18 protein-coding genes are annotated in these 19,171 nt (G+C 33.7%); 3 read left to right on the plus strand and 15 right to left on the minus strand.

All coding sequences use genetic code 11. The annotated features are described in order from the left end of the window. Positions 1-298: 298 nt before the first annotated feature. From dnaI to F5ESL0230_RS05925, 12 genes are all read right to left on the minus strand, one after another. Positions 299-1,198 (minus strand): primosomal protein DnaI, encoded by a 900-nt coding sequence (dnaI, locus tag F5ESL0230_RS05870; RefSeq protein ID WP_122021980.1) that lies wholly within the window; start codon positions 1,196-1,198, stop codon positions 299-301. A 7-nt stretch (positions 1,199-1,205) separates the two neighbouring features. Then, positions 1,206-2,564 carry a DnaD domain protein gene (locus F5ESL0230_RS05875; protein ID WP_122021981.1) on the minus strand — a complete coding sequence of 453 codons (1,359 nt, stop codon included), beginning with the start codon at positions 2,562-2,564 and terminating at the stop codon, positions 1,206-1,208. Between the two features lie 2 nt (positions 2,565-2,566). Beyond that, on the minus strand, positions 2,567-3,034 hold the full coding sequence (gene nrdR / locus F5ESL0230_RS05880) for a transcriptional regulator NrdR (RefSeq protein ID WP_090092894.1): 468 nt from the start codon (positions 3,032-3,034) through the stop codon (positions 2,567-2,569). Beyond that, the gene (coaE, locus tag F5ESL0230_RS05885) at positions 3,021-3,638 is read right to left on the minus strand and encodes a dephospho-CoA kinase (RefSeq protein ID WP_122021982.1); all 618 of its coding nucleotides are present in this window, start codon (positions 3,636-3,638) and stop codon (positions 3,021-3,023) included. Before coaE ends, nrdR begins: the two co-directional genes overlap by 14 nt. Then, complete coding sequence (mutM, locus tag F5ESL0230_RS05890; RefSeq protein WP_122021983.1) at positions 3,635-4,465, minus strand: bifunctional DNA-formamidopyrimidine glycosylase/DNA-(apurinic or apyrimidinic site) lyase; 831 nt, start codon at positions 4,463-4,465, stop codon at positions 3,635-3,637. The genes coaE and mutM overlap by 4 nt, the downstream gene beginning before the upstream one ends. A 12-nt stretch (positions 4,466-4,477) precedes the next feature. Then, positions 4,478-7,150, minus strand: a complete 2,673-nt coding sequence (polA, locus tag F5ESL0230_RS05895) for a DNA polymerase I (RefSeq protein ID WP_122021984.1) — start codon at positions 7,148-7,150, stop codon at positions 4,478-4,480. Between the two features lie 224 nt (positions 7,151-7,374). Further along, positions 7,375-8,685, minus strand: a complete 1,311-nt coding sequence (murC, locus tag F5ESL0230_RS05900) for a UDP-N-acetylmuramate--L-alanine ligase (RefSeq protein ID WP_122021985.1) — start codon at positions 8,683-8,685, stop codon at positions 7,375-7,377. A gap of 144 nt (positions 8,686-8,829) precedes the next feature. Further along, on the minus strand, positions 8,830-9,477 hold the full coding sequence (gene ytpR / locus F5ESL0230_RS05905) for a YtpR family tRNA-binding protein (RefSeq protein ID WP_122021986.1): 648 nt from the start codon (positions 9,475-9,477) through the stop codon (positions 8,830-8,832). A gap of 19 nt (positions 9,478-9,496) precedes the next feature. Continuing rightward, on the minus strand, positions 9,497-9,817 hold the full coding sequence (locus F5ESL0230_RS05910) for a thioredoxin family protein (RefSeq protein ID WP_090092903.1): 321 nt from the start codon (positions 9,815-9,817) through the stop codon (positions 9,497-9,499). Between the two features lie 33 nt (positions 9,818-9,850). Beyond that, positions 9,851-10,510, minus strand: a complete 660-nt coding sequence (gene trmB, locus F5ESL0230_RS05915; RefSeq protein WP_122021987.1) for a tRNA (guanosine(46)-N7)-methyltransferase TrmB — start codon at positions 10,508-10,510, stop codon at positions 9,851-9,853. A gap of 3 nt (positions 10,511-10,513) precedes the next feature. After that, positions 10,514-11,713 carry an ABC transporter permease gene (locus tag F5ESL0230_RS05920; protein WP_122021988.1) on the minus strand — a complete coding sequence of 400 codons (1,200 nt, stop codon included), beginning with the start codon at positions 11,711-11,713 and terminating at the stop codon, positions 10,514-10,516. Next, positions 11,697-12,446, minus strand: a complete 750-nt coding sequence (locus F5ESL0230_RS05925) for an ABC transporter ATP-binding protein (protein ID WP_122021989.1) — start codon at positions 12,444-12,446, stop codon at positions 11,697-11,699. The genes F5ESL0230_RS05920 and F5ESL0230_RS05925 overlap by 17 nt, the downstream gene beginning before the upstream one ends. Positions 12,447-12,536: 90 nt before the next feature. On the opposite strand from F5ESL0230_RS05925, the gene F5ESL0230_RS05930 reads away from it, so the two are divergent. From F5ESL0230_RS05930 to F5ESL0230_RS05940, 3 genes are all read left to right on the plus strand, one after another. Continuing rightward, positions 12,537-12,968 carry an HIT family protein gene (locus tag F5ESL0230_RS05930; protein ID WP_122021990.1) on the plus strand — a complete coding sequence of 144 codons (432 nt, stop codon included), beginning with the start codon at positions 12,537-12,539 and terminating at the stop codon, positions 12,966-12,968. Between the two features lie 9 nt (positions 12,969-12,977). Next, positions 12,978-13,313, plus strand: a complete 336-nt coding sequence (locus tag F5ESL0230_RS05935) for a hypothetical protein (protein WP_122021991.1) — start codon at positions 12,978-12,980, stop codon at positions 13,311-13,313. A gap of 119 nt (positions 13,314-13,432) precedes the next feature. After that, positions 13,433-14,335, plus strand: a complete 903-nt coding sequence (locus F5ESL0230_RS05940; RefSeq protein ID WP_122021992.1) for a peptidylprolyl isomerase PrsA — start codon at positions 13,433-13,435, stop codon at positions 14,333-14,335. Between the two features lie 164 nt (positions 14,336-14,499). On the opposite strand, the gene F5ESL0230_RS05945 is transcribed toward F5ESL0230_RS05940, so the two are convergent. The 3 genes from F5ESL0230_RS05945 to F5ESL0230_RS05955 are packed head-to-tail and all read right to left on the minus strand — an operon-like array spanning position 14,500 to position 19,169. Further along, positions 14,500-15,477 (minus strand): 3'-5' exoribonuclease YhaM family protein, encoded by a 978-nt coding sequence (locus F5ESL0230_RS05945; RefSeq protein WP_122021993.1) that lies wholly within the window; start codon positions 15,475-15,477, stop codon positions 14,500-14,502. Between the two features lies 1 nt (position 15,478). Then, positions 15,479-17,971, minus strand: a complete 2,493-nt coding sequence (locus tag F5ESL0230_RS05950) for an AAA family ATPase (protein ID WP_122021994.1) — start codon at positions 17,969-17,971, stop codon at positions 15,479-15,481. Beyond that, positions 17,958-19,169 carry a DNA repair exonuclease gene (locus F5ESL0230_RS05955; RefSeq protein ID WP_122022054.1) on the minus strand — a complete coding sequence of 404 codons (1,212 nt, stop codon included), beginning with the start codon at positions 19,167-19,169 and terminating at the stop codon, positions 17,958-17,960. Before F5ESL0230_RS05955 ends, F5ESL0230_RS05950 begins: the two co-directional genes overlap by 14 nt. Between the last annotated feature and the right edge of the window lie 2 nt (positions 19,170-19,171).

Genomic DNA, 19,171 nt, shown 5'->3' on the forward strand with positions numbered 1-19,171 from the left:
AAATAATAAAAAAAGTCCCAGTGCATTATGCACTGGGACGTATTTAGCGTGGTTCCACCCAATTTAGGCTAGTTCTGTCTAGCCCACTCTTTCTGAATCGATAGTGGAATTCACCCAATTATTTACTCTTTAACAATGAATAAGTGGGGTGTCGACTCTAATAAAAAACTTCCAGAATACCGTCTTTCTCTCTGATACGAGCAACATCATGTTCATTCATTTAATACAATTATACATATTTAACATTTAATTGCAATAATTTTTTAAAAAGCAAAAAAATCCACCAATATTTATTAAATTAACTACGCCGATTGGGTCCGGATACAATTATTTCAGTTGCGAGTGTCTTTACACGCTCCATCAGTCGCGCTGCTTTTACTGGGTCAATTGCATTTTTGGTTTCCTTAAAATGTTCTTCTAAATCTGCCATTGCAAAATTAGAAGAGAAAAAGGTCGGCAGTTCATTGTCCATTCGTGCCTGAAGAATTATGCCCAAAACTTCATCTCTTGACCATTGACTTAATGTTTCAGCACCAACATCATCTAAAATCAATAAGTCACAGTGAGCTATGCGCTGGACTTCATTTGTTAAACTGTTGTCGCCAAAATGACTCGCTAAGTTAGCAATAAAAGTTGGTAAATGCAAAAAAATAACCTGTTTATTCATCGCTGCTATCGAATTAGCAAGACCAGCTAGTAAATAAGTCTTGCCTACGCCAAAATCGCCTGATAAATACAAACCCTTTTGATAAACATTTGTTTTATATAGACTCAAAAATTCTTGAATTTTAGCAATAGCTGTTCTGCGTCCTGCAGTCACTTCCACTTGACTTAAACGTACGTTATGCAAATTTAGTGGTAAATTAATTAAACGAACATGCTTTTTGATACTATGATCTCTATCTTGAGCTAATTTGCTTTCTTCAGGAACATATTTAAGTGTGATGGCATTGCTACTTAACATCAATTCTGGACGATAGCCAACAATTACTGGATCTTTATGATGCTGCGAGATATAAAATTCGTATAAACTAGAGAGGCTCGCATTAATCATTTCATCCGTTATTTTATCTCGGTAAACATTAATAAATTTTTGAATTTTAGGATCAGCTAAAATTTGCTTGCGAATCTCGTCAAAATTATTTTTCTTAGTTAGTTTTGAATTGTTTTTAATTATTAGCTGATTTATTGTACGCATTTTTTACCTACTTCATACCATTTTCACTTTCAAAATTCTTAAAGAAGTTCTTTAAATCATCTGCTGAAACATCAGTTTCATTCTTTGCCTGACGTTTACTCCAATCGGTACCTTTTTCTATTGATTTTTTACTATAGTTACGATAATGATTAACTTTATTCTTTTGCTTAGTCTGTTTTCTTTTAGCAATATATTCTAAGGCTTGTTCTCCTGAATGTACCCCATGTTGCAGCCAATCATGTAAAATCGTATTAGTTAAATTATAAGAAAGTTTAGGGCTACTTTGCAGACAAACATACGTTAATATATTAAGCAAGTCTGCTGAAATGCCTTTCTGGTTATATAAATTATCAAGTAATTGATATTCACTTGCATCAACAAAATCATGACTCTCATTTTTTAAGTAATAGATAAATTGCGCCGGAGTTTTTTCATGTGCTAATTGCAAAATTTCCTGTTCTTTTTTACTAAATTGCTTATCATTAAAAGTTGAATTTGCTTGCAGCGTCCGTTTTTGATTCTGTTGCTGCGTATCTGTACCATGAATGGTGTTTGCAATCGTTCGCTTAATTAATGGCATGTTCAATTGATATTCACCGTGCAAACAAGATAAAGTTTCATCAACAAATTCTTGTTCGGCTAGACCATATGTCCGCATTAGACCGCGAATTGCTTCACGATTTTTATCAATTTCACTATTTGGGATTTGATATATTTCAAATTGCTGTTTCATAAAATCCCAATCAATACTGTCTTGTTGATTGATACTTGCTTGTTGATTTTGACCAACCTGGTTTTCACGCACTGCTTGTTTGACTTCTGGTGAAGGATCGATTGCCTCTGCTTTTGGCAAACTAAAAACATCCATAAATGAAGCGGATATATCTTGCGCATTAGCCAATCCGGTCACAGTATTTTTATTTTGCTTATTCTCATGTGCAAAATCACTACTTAGCTTTTGAAAAACTGTAACACCAACTTTTTCTTTTAATAAACTAGCTAATAGTGTTGTGGCAAAAAATTCACTACTACTGGGTACTTCTGCCAAACGAAAAGTTAAAACTTGACCCATAATTTTATTATCGATTAATTTTGTTTGAACTAATCCGACAGCTTCCAACTTATGTAATGCGATAAACAAGCTTTTGAGGTCGCAGTCTAGTTGTTCTTGTAAACTATACAGTCCATGTGCATCTGACAGAATCATTTGTGGACGGTAATCCTCATTTAAGCTTAAATATAAAGCTAGCGCTAACGAGCCAATTAATGGTTGATATAACTTAACTAGAATACGCAGTGCAGTTATAGAAATTTCTACCCGATTAATAATTAAAAAAGGCTGTTTAGGATTGGGCGTCATAAACATGACTAATTACCCTTCTCTCTTTTGGCCATCATATCTTCCATTGTCTTCATAAAACTAGACATATCCTTAAATTCACGATAAATTGATGCAAACCGAATATAGGCAACATCATCTAATTCAGCTAATTCATCCATAACCAATTTTCCAATTTTTTTAGATGAAATCTCACTAATTCCTTGTTGTCTAATTTTATTTTCTACATGATCAACTAATTGTTCAAATTGAGAACTAGTAATGGGCCGTTTTTGTCCAGCAGCCATTACACCATGAAGTATTTTTTTGCGGTTAAATGGTTCCCGTGTACCATCATTTTTAATTACTAATAAAGGTGTTGTCTCAATTCGTTCAAAAGTAGTAAACCGAAAACCACAATTTTCACATTCTCTTCGCCGTCTTATTGATCTATTTTCATCACTAGGTCGTGAATCAATGACACGAGATGCATTTTGTCGACAATTAGGACATTCCATACTCTGACTCCTTAATTATTTTACTAATCAATTTATCTAATTTAGTTTCTAAAACTTTTATTGTACTGGTATTTAAAATTACATAATCAGCCAACTTTGCTTTTTGGGCTAACGACATCTGGCTATTAATTCGAGCTATCGCATCTTTTTCAGTTAAATTGTCTCGTACCATTAAACGCTTGATTTGCTCACCCTCTGGTAAAGCAATTAAAATACTGCAATCACATAAATTTCGAGCTTTAGATTCAAAAAGTAGTGGTGCATCAAGAACAACAATCAGCTCACCTAGCTTTTTATATCGAGTAATTTTAGCCTGAATTTCTTTTAAAATCAATGGATGTGTAATAGCATTCAGCTTTTCCAATTGCTGCTTATCACTAAAAACTATTTGCCCAAGTTTTGCACGATTAATTGATTTATCTGAATTTAAAATATTACATCCAAATTCTGTCACTACAACTTTATAGCCTGCATGATCTATATTTAAAAGCTCATGAGCGATTCTGTCACTATCAATAACTGGTATCTTCTTTTTATGAAAGAATGCATCTGCCGTACTCTTCCCGCTAGCAATTCCACCAGTTAAGCCTATCACGATAGTCACTTATAAATCACCTGACAATCGGGACAAAATGTAGTACCACGTCCTGATACCTTGATTTTTTCTAATAAAACCCCACAGCGTGGGCAAGGCTCACCTTTATGTCCATATACCTTCAGTAATTTTTGAAAATCGCCCGTATCACCGTTTGCATCAAGATAAGTATGTATGGTTGTGCCGTGCTTTTTTATGGCCAAGTCAATTAGTTCATTAATATTGTCGTGCAATTGATGTCCTTGAAACTGCGGAATTTGATTGGCTAAACTTAGTGGGTGAATTTTTGTCTGCCACAATACCTCATCAACGTAAATATTACCAAGTCCAGCAACAATTGTTTGGTCAAGCAGTACATTTTTTATATTCTTTTTTTTGCGACTAAGTGCATTTATCAAGTACTGTGTAGTGAATTCAGATGAATTAGGTTCGCAGCCCAATTTACTAATACCGGTTACTTCCTTTTCTGTACCAGTCTTAACCAATTGCATGCGTCCAAATTTACGGACATCATTATAACGTAATGCTGTTTTGTCTGTAAAAGCTATTTGAACATGATCGTGCTTATCTTTAGGTATATTAGCCTCTACTAAACGATATTTACCTTCCATCCGCAAATGAGAAACAATAGTTAATTGACCACTTAAACGAATTAGTAAATATTTTGCATAACGATCTATCGTTTCGATTTTCTTACCTACTAATTGCTGAATAAATTGCTCAGAATCACTAGCAATAATTTTAGGATACCACACCGTAACTGCTTGAATCGTTTTTCCTTTAACCAAAGGAAGAAGAGTTCGGCGAACTGTTTCTACTTCTGGCATTTCTGGCATTGATCTATCTCCTTACTTTGCATCAAACCAATCATGACCATAGCCTGAATCAGCAACCAATGGAATATCTAAATGTACTGCTGATTGCATCACTGCAGGAACAATCTCTTTGATAGTTGCTAACTCATCTTTAGGAACATCAAAAATCAATTCATCATGAACTTGAACAACCATTTTTGTTTTTAAATGAAGTTCATCTAACTTGCGTTGCATATTAATCATCGCAATTTTAATAATATCTGCTGCAGATCCTTGAATTGGCGAATTAATTGCAGTACGTTCAGCAAATGATCGAATATTAAAGTTTTTAGCGTGAATATCTGGTAAATAACGCCGGCGATGCATAATAGTTTCAGCATAACCCTTTTCACGAGCTATTTGAACCGCTTTATCCATGTATTCTTTAATTTGGGAGTATTGTTCAAAGTAATTATCGATAAATTCTTGAGCTTGCTTACGACTGATATTCAAATTTTTGGATAGCCCATAATCTGAAATGCCATAAACAATACCAAAATTAACTGCTTTGGCTCTGCGCCTCATTAATGGGGTTACTTCTGCTGGAGATTTCAATTTGAAAATTTTCATAGCAGTATGCGCATGAATATCATAGCCAGTTCTAAAAGCTTCTTGCATTTGCTCATCACCAGAAACTTGAGCTAAAATCCGTAATTCTATTTGAGAATAATCGCAAGAAAAAATGTAACCAGCTGGATCACTTGGTACAAAGGCTTTTCTAATCTGCTTACCTTCCTGTGTCCGAGTAGGAATATTTTGTAAATTCGGATCAACAGAGGATAAACGCCCAGTTGCTGTTAAAGTCTGTAGATAGCGAGTATGAACTCGTCCATCTTGCTTAATTACATCAAGTAACCCATTAACATAGGTTGACTGAATTTTGGCAGTTTGCCGATAAGTTAAAATATCAGCAATAATGGGACTTTGATCTTGCAATTGTGTTAAAACATCAACTGAAGTTGAATAACCGGTTTTTGTTTTTTTAATAGCAGGCAACCCCAACTTTTCAAATAAAATATGACCTAATTGCTTCGGTGAATTAATATTAAACTCTTCGCCGGCCTCTTCATATATTTTTCTTTCTAAATTTTTGAGTTCAACGGCAAACTCTTGCTGCAAATCAGTTAAAGTATGGGCTTGAACTTTAATCCCGTTAATCTCCATAATTGCTAATACTCGAGCTACAGGCAGTTCAATACTTGCATATAAGTCATCTTGTTCATGGTCTTTAAGTTTACTCAAGAGCGATTCTTTTAAGCTAGCAATAGCTTCAACTTTGGTAGCAAGATGATTATACAGCAACTGATCATCAGCAGGTATTTGTTGACTTTTACCCTTACCGTATACCTCATGATCATGTTTTACTGAATTATCACCATACATGTTGCAAATTTCCGCCATATCATCAGAATTATTTTCATTATTAATCAGATATGAAGCTAAGAGCATATCGTATTCGATTCCTTGAACTTGAATACCTAAACGTCTTAAACCAACCATTGTTCTTTTTAAATCAAAAACATTTTTTTTGATTTTTTCATTCTCTAGGATACTTTTTAGTTCGTTATTCTTTAAAAGATTTACATCGCGACTAAGATAAACTTGCTTATCAATCGCAAAAGCAAAACCAACAAAAGTAGCTGAATGATAATTTGCCCCCAGCATTCCTAAATAAAAGCTAATCGTCTCAGCTTCCTTGACCTTTAAGGCGAGGTTTTTATCGGTTAATTCAGTAAATTCAACATTAGATGCTTGATAAGCACTGTCATTTGGCTCCAATAATTTAGGCGACGGTTCTAAATCATTTAGAAATTTACGAAAATTCATTTTTTCATAAAAATGACGTAATGCATCATAATCAGCACTTCTCTTTTTCAAATCAGCAAGACCAATCGTCACCGGTGTACTGCAATTGATTGTAGCAAGCTTCTTAGCCAAAAAGGCCTTATCCTTATCCTTTATTAAATTTTCTTTTAATTTTGACTTTTTTAATTCATCAACATGTTCATATAAGCTTTCAATTGAACCATATTCTTGAATAAGCTGTGCAGCAGTCTTAGGTCCAACCTTAGTCACACCAGGATAATTATCTGAATTATCTCCCATTAGAGCTTTCATATCAATAAACTCAGTAGGTGTTACTCCATTAACCTCTTTCATATGTTCTGGCGTATATGCTTCCAGGTTCAGTACACCTGATTTAGTCACCATTACTGTTACTTTATCTGATGCTAATTGTGTTAAATCCTTATCCCCAGTTACTATGGTTACTTCAAAATTGTTTTTTTCACCAATTTTTGAAAAAGTACCAATTATATCATCTGCTTCATAATCAGTTAATTCATACGTAGCAATCCCCAAATCATGTAATAGTTCATGAATATATGGTAATTGCTCAGACAGTTCAGGCGGGGTTTTTTGCCTGCCACCTTTATAATCACTATACATGGCAGTTCTAAAAGTGGTTTTACCAGCATCAAACGCAACCAAAATATGGTCAGGCTGAACATCACTAAGTAAAACATCGAGCATATTTTTAAAAGTATAAATGGCATTAGTATGTAAACCATCTGCGTTTTTAAAATTTTCAAGTTGACGGTACAGGGCATAAAACGCCCGAAATGCAATCGAATTACCATCAATTAAAAGTAATTTTTGATTAGCCATTGAATCTCCTCACAAGTAAAGCTATAGTTTCTTTTATTCTAACAGTTTTTTTTACTTCTTGCAGAATGCAATCCTTTCCAAGAAAAAAATGACCAAACCAAAATAATAGGCAGTCAATTTGAAAATCTAAAACTTCAAAATAAAAAAGCAAATAATATAATTACTTGCTCATTTAATTAAACTAATTTATCAATCTTTACTATAATTAATCAAACACTTCTAAGTTAGAGCAATTTTTCAAAAGCAGCTTCATACTTTTGAATATCGCCAGCTCCCATAAAGACAATTACACAATCCTTAATTTTGGTTAAATCAGCAATGTTATCAAAATCAATCACTTCAGCATTAGGAATCTTTGCCACCAAGTCCTCACTGGAAATTGCTCCACCACTTTCTCTAGCTGAAGCATAAATTGGCGTTATATATGCTTTATCAACGCCACACAAAATATCAATAAATTCATTAGCGTATTTTTTTGTTCTTGTGAAGGTATGCGGTTGAAAAACAACAACTAAATTCTTATCAGGAAACTTTTGCCGAGTAGCTTGAATGGTTGCCCGCATTTCCGTTGGATGGTGGGCATAGTCATCAATTATACTAAATCCACCTAAATCTTTTTCAGAAAAACGCCGTTTTGCTCCCTTATATGTTAATAAACCTTTTTGAATCGCTGCTAATGGAATATTCTCTGTAAATGCAACAGCAATTACTGCTGTTGCATTTAGAATGTTATGATCACCATACAAATGAATAGAAAATTGACCAATTTTTTCTCCATGGTGCATAACACTAAAACTGGACCCAGCAGTAGACCGCCTAATATCTACTGCTTGAAAATCATCATTTCTATTAAAACCGTATGTATATTTATGGGCATTAGTATGTAATTTTTGTAAACGCTCATCTGCTCCCCAAACAAATAACCCCTTTTGCGTTTGATCAGCTGCTGTTTGAAAGGCAGCAGTATAATCCGCTTGATCTTTAAAATAATCAGGATGATCAAAATCAATATTGGTCATTATTTGATAATCAGGATGATAAGCCAAAAAATGCCGGCGATATTCATCAGCCTCATAAGCAAAAAAGCGTGAGTCTTTAACGCCTTTCCCTTCACCGTCACCAATCAAATAAGAGGTAGGCGCTGCCGTTTTTAAAACTTGAGCCAGCAAGCCAGTAGTCGATGTTTTACCGTGAGTACCAGAGACGCCAATACTGGTATGTAATTTAATGATTTCTTCAACTGTATCAGGATAACTTTGCCAAGATAGATTTTTCTCTTGACAAGTACTTACTTCAATATTGTCGTCTTTAAAAGCATTTCCTTTAACGATTACTTGACCGGTATCTTTAATATTATTGGCCGCAAATTTAGTGACTTTGATACCAGCTTCTGCTAAAGGAGTTTGCGTAAAAGTGTATTTTTCGATATCACTTCCCGCAACGTTATAGCCTAAATCATTAAGCAATAAAGCCAACGAAGCCATTCCTGTACCTTTAATTCCAATAAACCAAATTTGTTTATTCTTATCTAACATATTTTAAGCTCCAAAATTTCATTTAACACTGGTTATCATTCTACCATTATTTTTATCAAAAAAGCAGCACAGACTAATATTTCAGCATTAAAAAAGCCTCAAAAGTTAACTAACTTTTAGACTTATTTTTATACTATTTGCTAATTACAAACCAATCTTTCCGCTTGCTAATAATTCATCACATTCAGCAGGATCAAATGCTGCACCTACTGGAAAATCATCGGGTACAACTAGTATTCCTCGTTTTTGGGGAGCATGAGCAAGTCCTAGCTCGCGTGCTGAGCATATCATTCCATATGAATCAACATGCCGCAATGCCCCAGGCCAAATTTGTTGCCCATTAGGCATTAAGGTACCAGGAAGAGCTACCACAACCTCTTGTCCTTGAGCAATATTAGGAGCTCCACAAACAATTTGATATTCTTCATTATCGCCTACATCAACAGTTGTAACATGTAAATGATCAGAATCGGGATGCTTTTCACATGTCTTCACATAGCCATAGACTAAAGTCGGTTTACCATAGGTAAGCTGATCAGTAAAACCAACTTCTGCTAATTTTTGATTTAAAGCCACCAAATCAGTTTCAGAAAGCTTAACTTGTCCATCAGATAAACTATTATAATCAATTAATTGATCAACATTAAAAAAGTTATAACCAATCACATTGCCTTGTTCATCAATAATCTGGGTAACATCGTTCTTTTCGTTATATTCACTCTTACCATGGTCTTGACCCAAAATCACAATTAAAGTCTTGGGATAACTACGCTTATTAATACTAGTAATCATTTAGCAAAATCCTCTTTCATTAGTCCAATGACCGCAAAAAATTTTCAACTTCTTCTTTGGTTTTACGATCCTTATTAACTAGTCTACCAATTTCTTGACCATCTTGGTAGACAACAAAAGATGGAATTCCCATAATATCCATTTCTTTAGCCAGGTCGACAGCTCCATCGCGGTCAATCTGATAAAATTTGCTATCAGCAAAATCTTTTTCAATTGCTGGTAAAAATTGATCCAAAAAACGGCAATCAGGACACCAATCGGCAGAAAATTCCAGAATTACTCGTCCACTTTTTGTTATTTCAGTTAATTTATCTTTGTCAAATGCTTTAATTTGTTCCATCTTTAAAACCTCACGTCTTCATAAAGTACTTAATTATTTTACCCCAAAATTAGCGTGCAGAGCATAAATTGGATTACCCTTGGCCGCAAATTTATGTTCATATTCAGTTTCAATATTGTTTGCAATAATTTCGTGAACCTCATTATGCAAATCAACTGAAACAAAATCAAAGTTCATACCATAATTATTCATACTTTGTACAGAATACGCAAATAATCCAGCATTATCCGTTTTAAATTCAAGGTGACCATGCGGTGTAATTATTTTTTGATATTTCTGTAAAAATGATTTATAAGTCAGACGCCGCTTTTCATGGCGACTTTTTGGCCAAGGATCACTAAAATTCAAATATAATACATCAGCGCTGTCAGGTGCAAAATAACAATCGATATTAGCTGCATCAGCACATAAAATTTGCAAATTATTTAAATTTTTTGCTAGCTTCGAACGTAAAATCATTCCCGCCGCTGAAATTTGTAACTCAACTGCCACAAAATTTTTTTCAGGGTGTTGCTCAGCCAAGGTCGTAATAAACTGCCCCTTCCCTGAACCAATTTCAATTTCAAGTGGTTTAGTATCGTTAGCAAAACGATCAGCCCAATTTATTGTATTTTGTGGATCCGGTCGATCTAAAACACTCTCTGGATGTTGATTAACTAAACTAACGGCCCACGGCTTGTTACGTAACCTCATTGATTATATCTTCCTTTGCTTAACTTTCCACGGTAAATACCAATGAGCAATTAGCCAGCTAAATAATAGTAAAAAGCTACTTGCTTCAAATAATTGCAAATTAACTGGTAGAATAAGTAACCAAAAAATGCTAATTATCACCCACTGCATAAATAAAGCTAAGGACAAGACTTTTAAAAGATCCTGTCCTCTTTTAATGTGCTCAATCGGATATACCTGATACATAATATTATTATCAAATTCGTTTGCCATTGGCAATAATTGATAAACCGTTAAAAAAACTACTAATGAGCATAAGGTCAAGGCCCATAGCCAATTTTGAACAAGCAAAGAAATTAAGCCAGCAAAAGCAGTCATTCTAACTAATAAATTCAAATTTTCTGGGTTGCGTAGTAAAGCCCGCCGATAAAGAAATTTATTAGGATTTTCGTTTCTGAGTGAGTTAGGAAGTAAAAAGTCTAAGTATTTACGTCGTCTAATTTTTACTTTTCGCTCTTTAACATCCGTAAACATGCTAAATACGCCATATACTTGATTTTTACGTCTTTGCTCTAGCTCTACTGCATATTGCCAATCAAACAAGGCAGCATTTTGTGGTTTAAAAGTTGCTCCACTAATAATTATCGCTAATAGAATAACTACGAGAAACATCGTCTTCGGCCACATCATCAATACTGCAAAAGTAATAAAAAATAACGTATTTACCAAAAAAAGGGATATTTTTTTATTATAAAACAAATTATATTCCATTACTTTTAGTTGGGCAATTTTGGCAAGGAAAACCGCTAAAACTGCTAAGCAATATGATAATATGGAAATTTTGGCTTTAATTAAGGCAAATGGAAATAAGATTCCAGCAATTAATACTAAACATATTAGAGGAACCAATAAACTATAACTGCGCATCATTTTTAAATATGCGCGCATATTTTTATCCTGAGGTAATAGAAATTGGATATCTGCAGCTTGAAGCAAGGTTACTAATTTGCCTATAAGTAAGGGCATACTTAAGATAAGGCCAACTAAGGGTTTATAAAAATACAAATTCGGTGGCATTTTTTTCATACTTTGAGCATACCAAAACATTAATGCGCCAAGCAAAAAAATTATGGCTAAAATAAAAAAATCGTTAAAAACCAGGATCAAATATTTAAGAGATTGCTGTAAATTTTTCTGCAATCTATTTTTAGCTAAATCTTGCATGCTGTTGCTCCTGATTAAGAATTTGATATATCTTATCAAATGAATCTGTCGCGGTTAAACCATAATGTAGCCGAATATCTGATATACTACCAATTACTTCAATCTCACCATTATTTAAAACTGCATAATTAGAAATTACCTGTTCCGCATCAGCCAAAATATGGGTAGACATTAACACCATTTTTCCAGTTGCAATCGCCTCTTTAATTAGATCAATCAAATTAGTTACGGCTAACGGATCAAGCCCTGTAAAGGGTTCATCAATCACTAAAAGATCGGTATCAGCCAAAAAAGCTGCTACAATCATGACCTTCTGCTTCATTCCTTTTGAAAAGTGAACTGGTAACCAATCCAATTTATCTTCGAGCCTAAATAATTGTAGCAGTTGCTGTGCTCTGACCCAGGCTTTTTCTTCATTTAATTGATAGCTAAGAATAATTAACGCTAAATGCTCTTTCAAAGTTAGTTCTGGATATAAAACAGGCACTTCTGGAATATAGGCAACCTGTCTTTTAAAAGCAGTTGGTTGTTTATTTAACGAAACTTCATTTAAAGTGATTTTTCCCTTTTGTGGTCGCAAAAGCCCTAAAATGTGCTTGATTGTGGTCGATTTTCCTGCACCATTTAGCCCAATAATACCTAATGCTTGACCTGACTTAATTGTCAAATTTATATCTTTAATTACTGGAACGCCTGCATAGCCGCCAGTTAAATGTTCAATTTTTAGAACCATAATCCCTATCTTTCTTTTAATGAATTTACTCAATATATATGATAGCATGATATTAAAAGAAACTAAATTTTGAAATTAAGAGGTTGAAAGATGGACGAATTAGAACAAGACTGCCTATTTTGTAAAATCATTCGTGGTGAAGTACCAAGCTACACTATATTTGAAAATGAAGATGTTTATGCTTTTTTAGATTTATCACAAGTAAATCCAGGGCATAGCCTAATGATACCTAAAAAACATATGGTTAACCTATTTGACTATACTCCTAATGAGGCCCAAAAATATTTACAATACATTCCTACTATTGCTAATGCGATTAAGCAATTTGATTCAAAGATAACTGGAATGAATATTACTACTAATAATGGAACTAGTGCTGGACAAGTGATTATGCACTCACACATTCATTTTATTCCTCGTTTTGAAGGTGATGGCTTGACTACAGCTACACGAAATAACGAAAAAAAGTATACTAAAGCTGACTATCAAAAGATTGCCACTCAAATTAAAAGCAACTTTTAAGGAGAAATTATGAAACACTTTAATTTTAGTGTAGGACTAGTAATCGGTGCCGCAACGGGGACAATTTTGTCATTAATCCGTTTTAAAAATGGTCAACGCCTAGGTCAACCATTACAAGATCAATCTCAAGCTACTCAAAATGATATTAATAATCTCAAAGAAGCCCTTAACAACTTCCAAGAAGCTAAGCAAAAGTTAAATGATGCTTTACCAGCTGGTAAAAAAACTAGCGTTGAATTAGAAAATGATTTTAAATACTACCAGATGAAAGTTGATCGTATCCTTAAAAATCTAGCTACAAGCCAGCAGAAGTTAAGTAGAAATTTTAGTAATAATAAAGAATAAATGGTAAAGAAAGTTTGAATTTTTTGATGAAAATTGGCAAATTAAAAACGTAAATTTCTAGTTTATGTTATATTAGTTGCTGATGACTTAATTTATTAAGGATGTGGAGAGTTTATTTTATGAAAAAATATTTTAAAACATTTGCTACAGTTGCTGCTGTAGCCGGAATTGCATTGTCAACTACTGCTTGTTCTAATGGTGGAAAGGCTGTTGCTTCATATAAAGGCGGGAAAATTACTCAACAAGAGTATTACGATGAAATGAAGAAGTCACAAGCTGGTCAAACCGCTTTAGCAAATATGATTATCAATCATGTTTTGGATGAACAATATGGCAGTAAAGTTTCAAAGAAACAAGTTGATAAGCAATTTGATAATTACAAAAAACAATATGGTGCGCAGTTTAGTGCTGTCTTGCAGCAAAATGGGATGACTGTTTCAAGTTTTAAGCAAAATTTAAAAACTAACCTACTTACCGAGGAAGCTTTAAAAGATATTAAGAAAATTTCTAAGAGTCAAGAAGATAAGGCTTGGAAATCATACCAGCCTAAAGTAACTGTACAACATATTTTGGTGGCTAAAAAATCACAAGCGGAAAATATTATTAGTGAATTAAATGATGGTAAAAGTTTTAGTAGCCTCGTTAAAAAATATTCACTTGATACTGGCACTAAGTCAAAAGCAGGAAAATTACCTGCCTTTGACTCAACCGATTCAAGTTTAGATCCTGCTTTTAAAAATGCAGCATTTAAATTAAAAACCGGTCAGACAACTAAAGAACCAGTAAAATCACAATCAGGTTATCACGTAATTAAAATGATTAACCATCCGGCTAAAGGGACATTTGCTTCTCATAAAAAAGCTATTGATGAAGAGATTTATCATTCAATGTCACAAGATCAAGAAACAATGCGTAGTGTAATTGCGACAGTTTTGAAGAAAGCTGATATTCAAATTAAAGATAACGATTTGAAGAATGTTTTATCTTCATACGTAAGTGCCGGTGACATCAATAAAAAGTAGTTAGATAAACTACTTAATTGAGGCTTATTGCAATATTAATTGCAATAAGCCTTTATTGTTAGCTAACAATAAACGGATAATTTATCCGTAACCAAATAAAAAATACTGTTAATGGTTTAACATAAATTCAACCACTAGCAGTATTTTTATTTTATCAATTATAGTTATTCCAGCTTCTGGGATTCTGCCAACGCCTGATCTTCCTTAGGGCGATAAAATTTTCTCCCTCCTTGACTCATAATATTTGCAGTAAAATTCCCTGGCTTAGTTTGCTGTAAGGCATTAGTTATTGCATATATCGATGCATCTAAATCGTCAATTCGATGGAGCAACTCTGCTTCCAATAATGCTGGTAATTTAGGTGAGCCATATTCATATTTCCCATGATGAGATAATACCATGTGGCGCAATAATAACAAGTCTTCCGATTCCGGACTAATTTTAAGCTCACGCGCGGCTAACATTATCTGCTCATCAATTAAAACGAGATGCCCAATAAGATTACCCTCTGTAGTATATTGCGTTGCAGCGGGACCTGTTAATTCTAAAACTTTACCCATGTCATGCAAAATACACCCCGCATAAAGAAGTGAACGATTAACTTGGGGATAATTAGCAGTAAGCGCTTTAGCATCACGCAGCATCGAGACTGTATGATATGCTAATCCACTACGTACAGCATGATGGTTACTTTTTCCAGCTGGATAATCAAAGAACGGCTGATTCCATTTTTTTAATAGATATTGAACAATTTTACTCCATGTTGAATTTATAATCTCCGAAGCATAATTATAAATTTCTGCCTTCATTACAGAAATTGTTTCAGGCGCAGCCTTAATAAACTGATCTAAATCATAACCCTCTTCAGGACCAACTACTCGCAAACTATATATTTTTAGTTGCGGCTGATTTTGGTACTCTTCCCGTTTACCATCTACTTCAACAATAGTTCCTTCACTATAACTAGCTGCATCCTGACTACCAGCGTCCCAGTAGTTGCCACGAATCTCACCCGAAGCATCACAAAAAGTTAAGGCCAAATACAATTTGCCTTTTTTAGTATGTAGTAACTGTGAACTTTTTATCAATAAAACTAATTCTAATTCTTCGCCATCATTATAATCCAGCAAGCGCTTGTACATTTTAGTTTCCTCTCGTAAAAGTTAATGGTTGATGTTGCAATTTAGTAGCCAAATTAGCTTGCGCCGTAAAAATCAAAACTTGATTACTTTGTGCAACTTTATTTAATAACTGCGTAATTTGCTCAGTTCGTTGCTCATCAAAATTTACAAATGAATCATCAATTAAAATTGGCATATTAATTTGGTCCTTGATTTGCTCAATAAATGCTAACTTAAGAGCAAAATAAAGCTGTTCTGAAGTTCCGCGTGACAAATACTGCACTTTGATTTTTTTGCCATCATAGCGATTGACTGCTAATTTTTTTTCAATTTGAATATCATTATACCGATTATTAGTTAATAGCTGCAAATATTCTTTAGCCGTAATCAGCATTTTAGGAAAACGTTCATTAGAGGCAAGGTTAAGTGCCTGACTAATCCACTTAGCAGCACTTAAATTTGATAAGTATTCTGCTGATAAATTTTTAAACTGTGCTTGTGTGTTGGCTAGTTCTTGTTGCGCCGAAAAAACTGCTGTTGAGCTAGCCAAAGTAGCCATTTTTACTTTAATTTCAGCAATCTTATTTTGGCTAGCACTAATTTTATTTTGCTCTTTAGCTATTTTTTGCGATAAAGTCGTTAGTTGGTCCGTAAAAGCTTGTACATTTTGCGTCAATTCCTTTAACTTTGCTATATCTGACTTAAGATTATTATTTAAAAGGTCGATTTTTATTTTAAGTGCAGTTTGTTGCTCATTTTTTACTTGCTGGTTAGCATATTCAGTCATATTTTCAACTTGCGCCTGTGTAAATTCAGTTTGTAGCAGTGCGTTAGTTTTAGCCAATAACTCATTATTTTCGATTAAATTAGACTGCAAGTCAGCTTTTACTTCTGAGTAATGATTAATTTTTGCTATCTTTTCTTCTAATTGATTCAATGCCTCGCTAACAACAGAAAAATTGTATTCAACTGGTGCACCTAAGTTTTTACTTATTTGATCTGCCAGATGTTGCATTTTACCTAATAATTCTGCCTCTTGCTGTACAATAGTTGCTTTTTTTTGCTTTTGTAATTGCAATTGCCGCCAGGCACTGAGTAATCCTGTTAAATCTAGCTGAGTACTACTTAAACCATATTTTTGATAGAAAGCCTCATGTTGCTGTTTGATGGCATTTACATTATTTGCTTCGTGGACTTTTGCTACCCTTTGTTCTCGTTGCTGCTTTTGCTGCCATCCCATCAGCAAAATTGCCGCAATTAATATTAACCCACCAAATATTTTTGAGTTAGTAACAAATAAAATCAAACCTAAAATTATTAAAAAAATACCTAAGAATAAGAAATTATGGTTTTGCGCTTCCCCTTTTTCACTTACTTGATCAATACTTGGTAATTTTTGATAGTCCCTTTGTAAATTTATAACTTCAGCTTGGTTAAAATTAGCAATTTTATTCAATTCTGGACTGATAGCTAATAACTCTTGTTGATCTTCTTGTAAACGATACTCTTCCTGCTTGCAATTCTTATATTCAGACTGCCATTGTAATAATTCTGGCCTTTCTTGTAATATACGCTTAGATTCAGGCGCAAGATCGGCTACCTTTCCCAGTTGATCTATTCTTTGCTGTAAATTTTCTTTATGTTCTTGTAAATTTTGAATTTTTAAAGCTAAAGTTTGCGCTACATGATACTTTTTTTCATCAAAATTGACGGGCTTAACTTGATCCTTTAATTCCATCAATTCCCTATAACTAGGAATAAGATTTTCTAAGCGTTCTAATTGACTATACTCTTTTTGCAAATCAAAGAGGTCTGCCTCGTAAGCATTTTGTTGCTCTTGTAAGTTCGTATACTCTTTAGCTAAGTTTTGATAAATAATAAATTCATCCTCAGCTTTATTTACGTTGATTCTTTTTTCTTGTAACTCTTTGAGTAGACGATTAAGTGGTGGAACAGTTCCTGCCTTTTTAAATAAGTTACTTGCCTTTTTAGCAAAATCATTCCGCAAATCAATTAATTTGTCACTATTAGCTGCTCCTAAATAGTAAATGTGCTCTAACAAATCGGACTGTTGAATTTTATCTATTTTACCCAGCATATCTTGATTAAAGATAAAACTATCAGCATAAAAGTCACCGTCAATATTTTTTATTTGATCAAAAAAAATATTTTCTGGTACTACTTGATTATTACGTTTGACTATTAGCGTACCTGTTTTTGAACCCCTACCACTCACATATAAGCGTTCTAGTTCATAATCATTTTGTTGATCGTCTTTAAAAAAGAGCGCACCACCCATCGGACTTACGTGTGCAAGTGGCTTATAATCTTCAAAAAAGTCACTCGCATGTTTGGCTAAATGAAACCCAAACAAAATTTGCTTAATAAAAGCAACAATTGTACTTTTGCCTGCTTCGTTGACACCATAAAAAGCATTGAGATGGGAATTTGGCAATTCAACTGTAAAATTTGAAAATTGGCCAAAATTGACAATTTTAAGTTTAACTAATTTCATCGCTAATTCCTTTCAGCTTATTATTCAATTCAACTTCAGTCAGTTGTACAACCTCCTGTAAAAAATTTTCATCCTCAATGAGCTGACTAGCAAACTCATCCTTTTGAACCCAGTCTTTACAAAAGGCTAAAAAGTTATTTTCGTCAAAAACATCTTTTTTAGCCTGATTAAAATAGGTTAAATCATTACTTGCAACTTCAAGTTGGCTATTGGAAGAGAAACGGACATCAACTAATTGTGAATTATAATCTAATTTAATAGAAATCATTTGCCAAAACTGGCTATCTTGAATTAAATCACGTTCTTTTTCATTTAAAAATTCTGCTCCATTAATCTGTAAGCTATAATACGTAGTTGCCTTAGCTTTAGTTGCTGTTAAAATTTGCTTTTGTAAATCAGTTGGACTAATTGGGGTATTTAACTTAATATCGACTTGTTGCCAAATAATTGGACTAGTCTGCAAGAAGCTAATTTTTGTTTCTTTTGTGCGTTCGTCTATTTCGCCAAAATAACATCCCTTTGCGCCCTTCTCATTAATATGGCGCCCTTGAATATTACCCGGATAAGCAATCAATGGCTTCTCAGATAATATTTGCCGTAAATGAATATGACCTAAAGCAAAATAGTCATAATTTAGCTCCTTTAATTCAGTTAAATTAAAAGGAGCATATACATTTTGGTTACTTTTTCCTGATTTTTCTTGTGCGTGCATAATGCCAAAGTTATAATTGGCATTCTTTGGCGGAAAGGCTGCCACTTTATCAATTGTAATATGGTTATTAAGATACGAAAAGCCCGTAACGCTGTATTTAAAGCCGCTGTCAGTTTGTCGATTGATAGTTTCAATTTTTTCGCCATTACCGAGCAACTTAAAATAAGGACTATCAGGAACTAACAAGTCGGTTTCTTGCATATGGTCATGATTACCAAAAATCATTACAACTTGAATCTTTGCTTTAGTTAAGCGTTCAACTTCACTTGCAAAAAATAATTGGCTACTTGGATTAGGGCGGGGACTATCAAATGTATCACCAGCAATTAGTACAAGGTCCACTTTTTCTTTTATTGCTACATTAACAATTTGCGTTAGCGACTCATTAGGAGCTTGGTGAATTTGGGTAAAACTGTTAGATGGTAAAAAAGATAGCCCTAAAAATGGACTATCTAAATGTGCATCTGCTAAATGAATAAATTTCATCA

The organism is Lactobacillus sp. ESL0230 (genome assembly GCF_003692805.1).
In the GTDB taxonomy this organism is placed as follows: Bacteria; Bacillota; Bacilli; order Lactobacillales; family Lactobacillaceae; genus Lactobacillus; species Lactobacillus bombicola.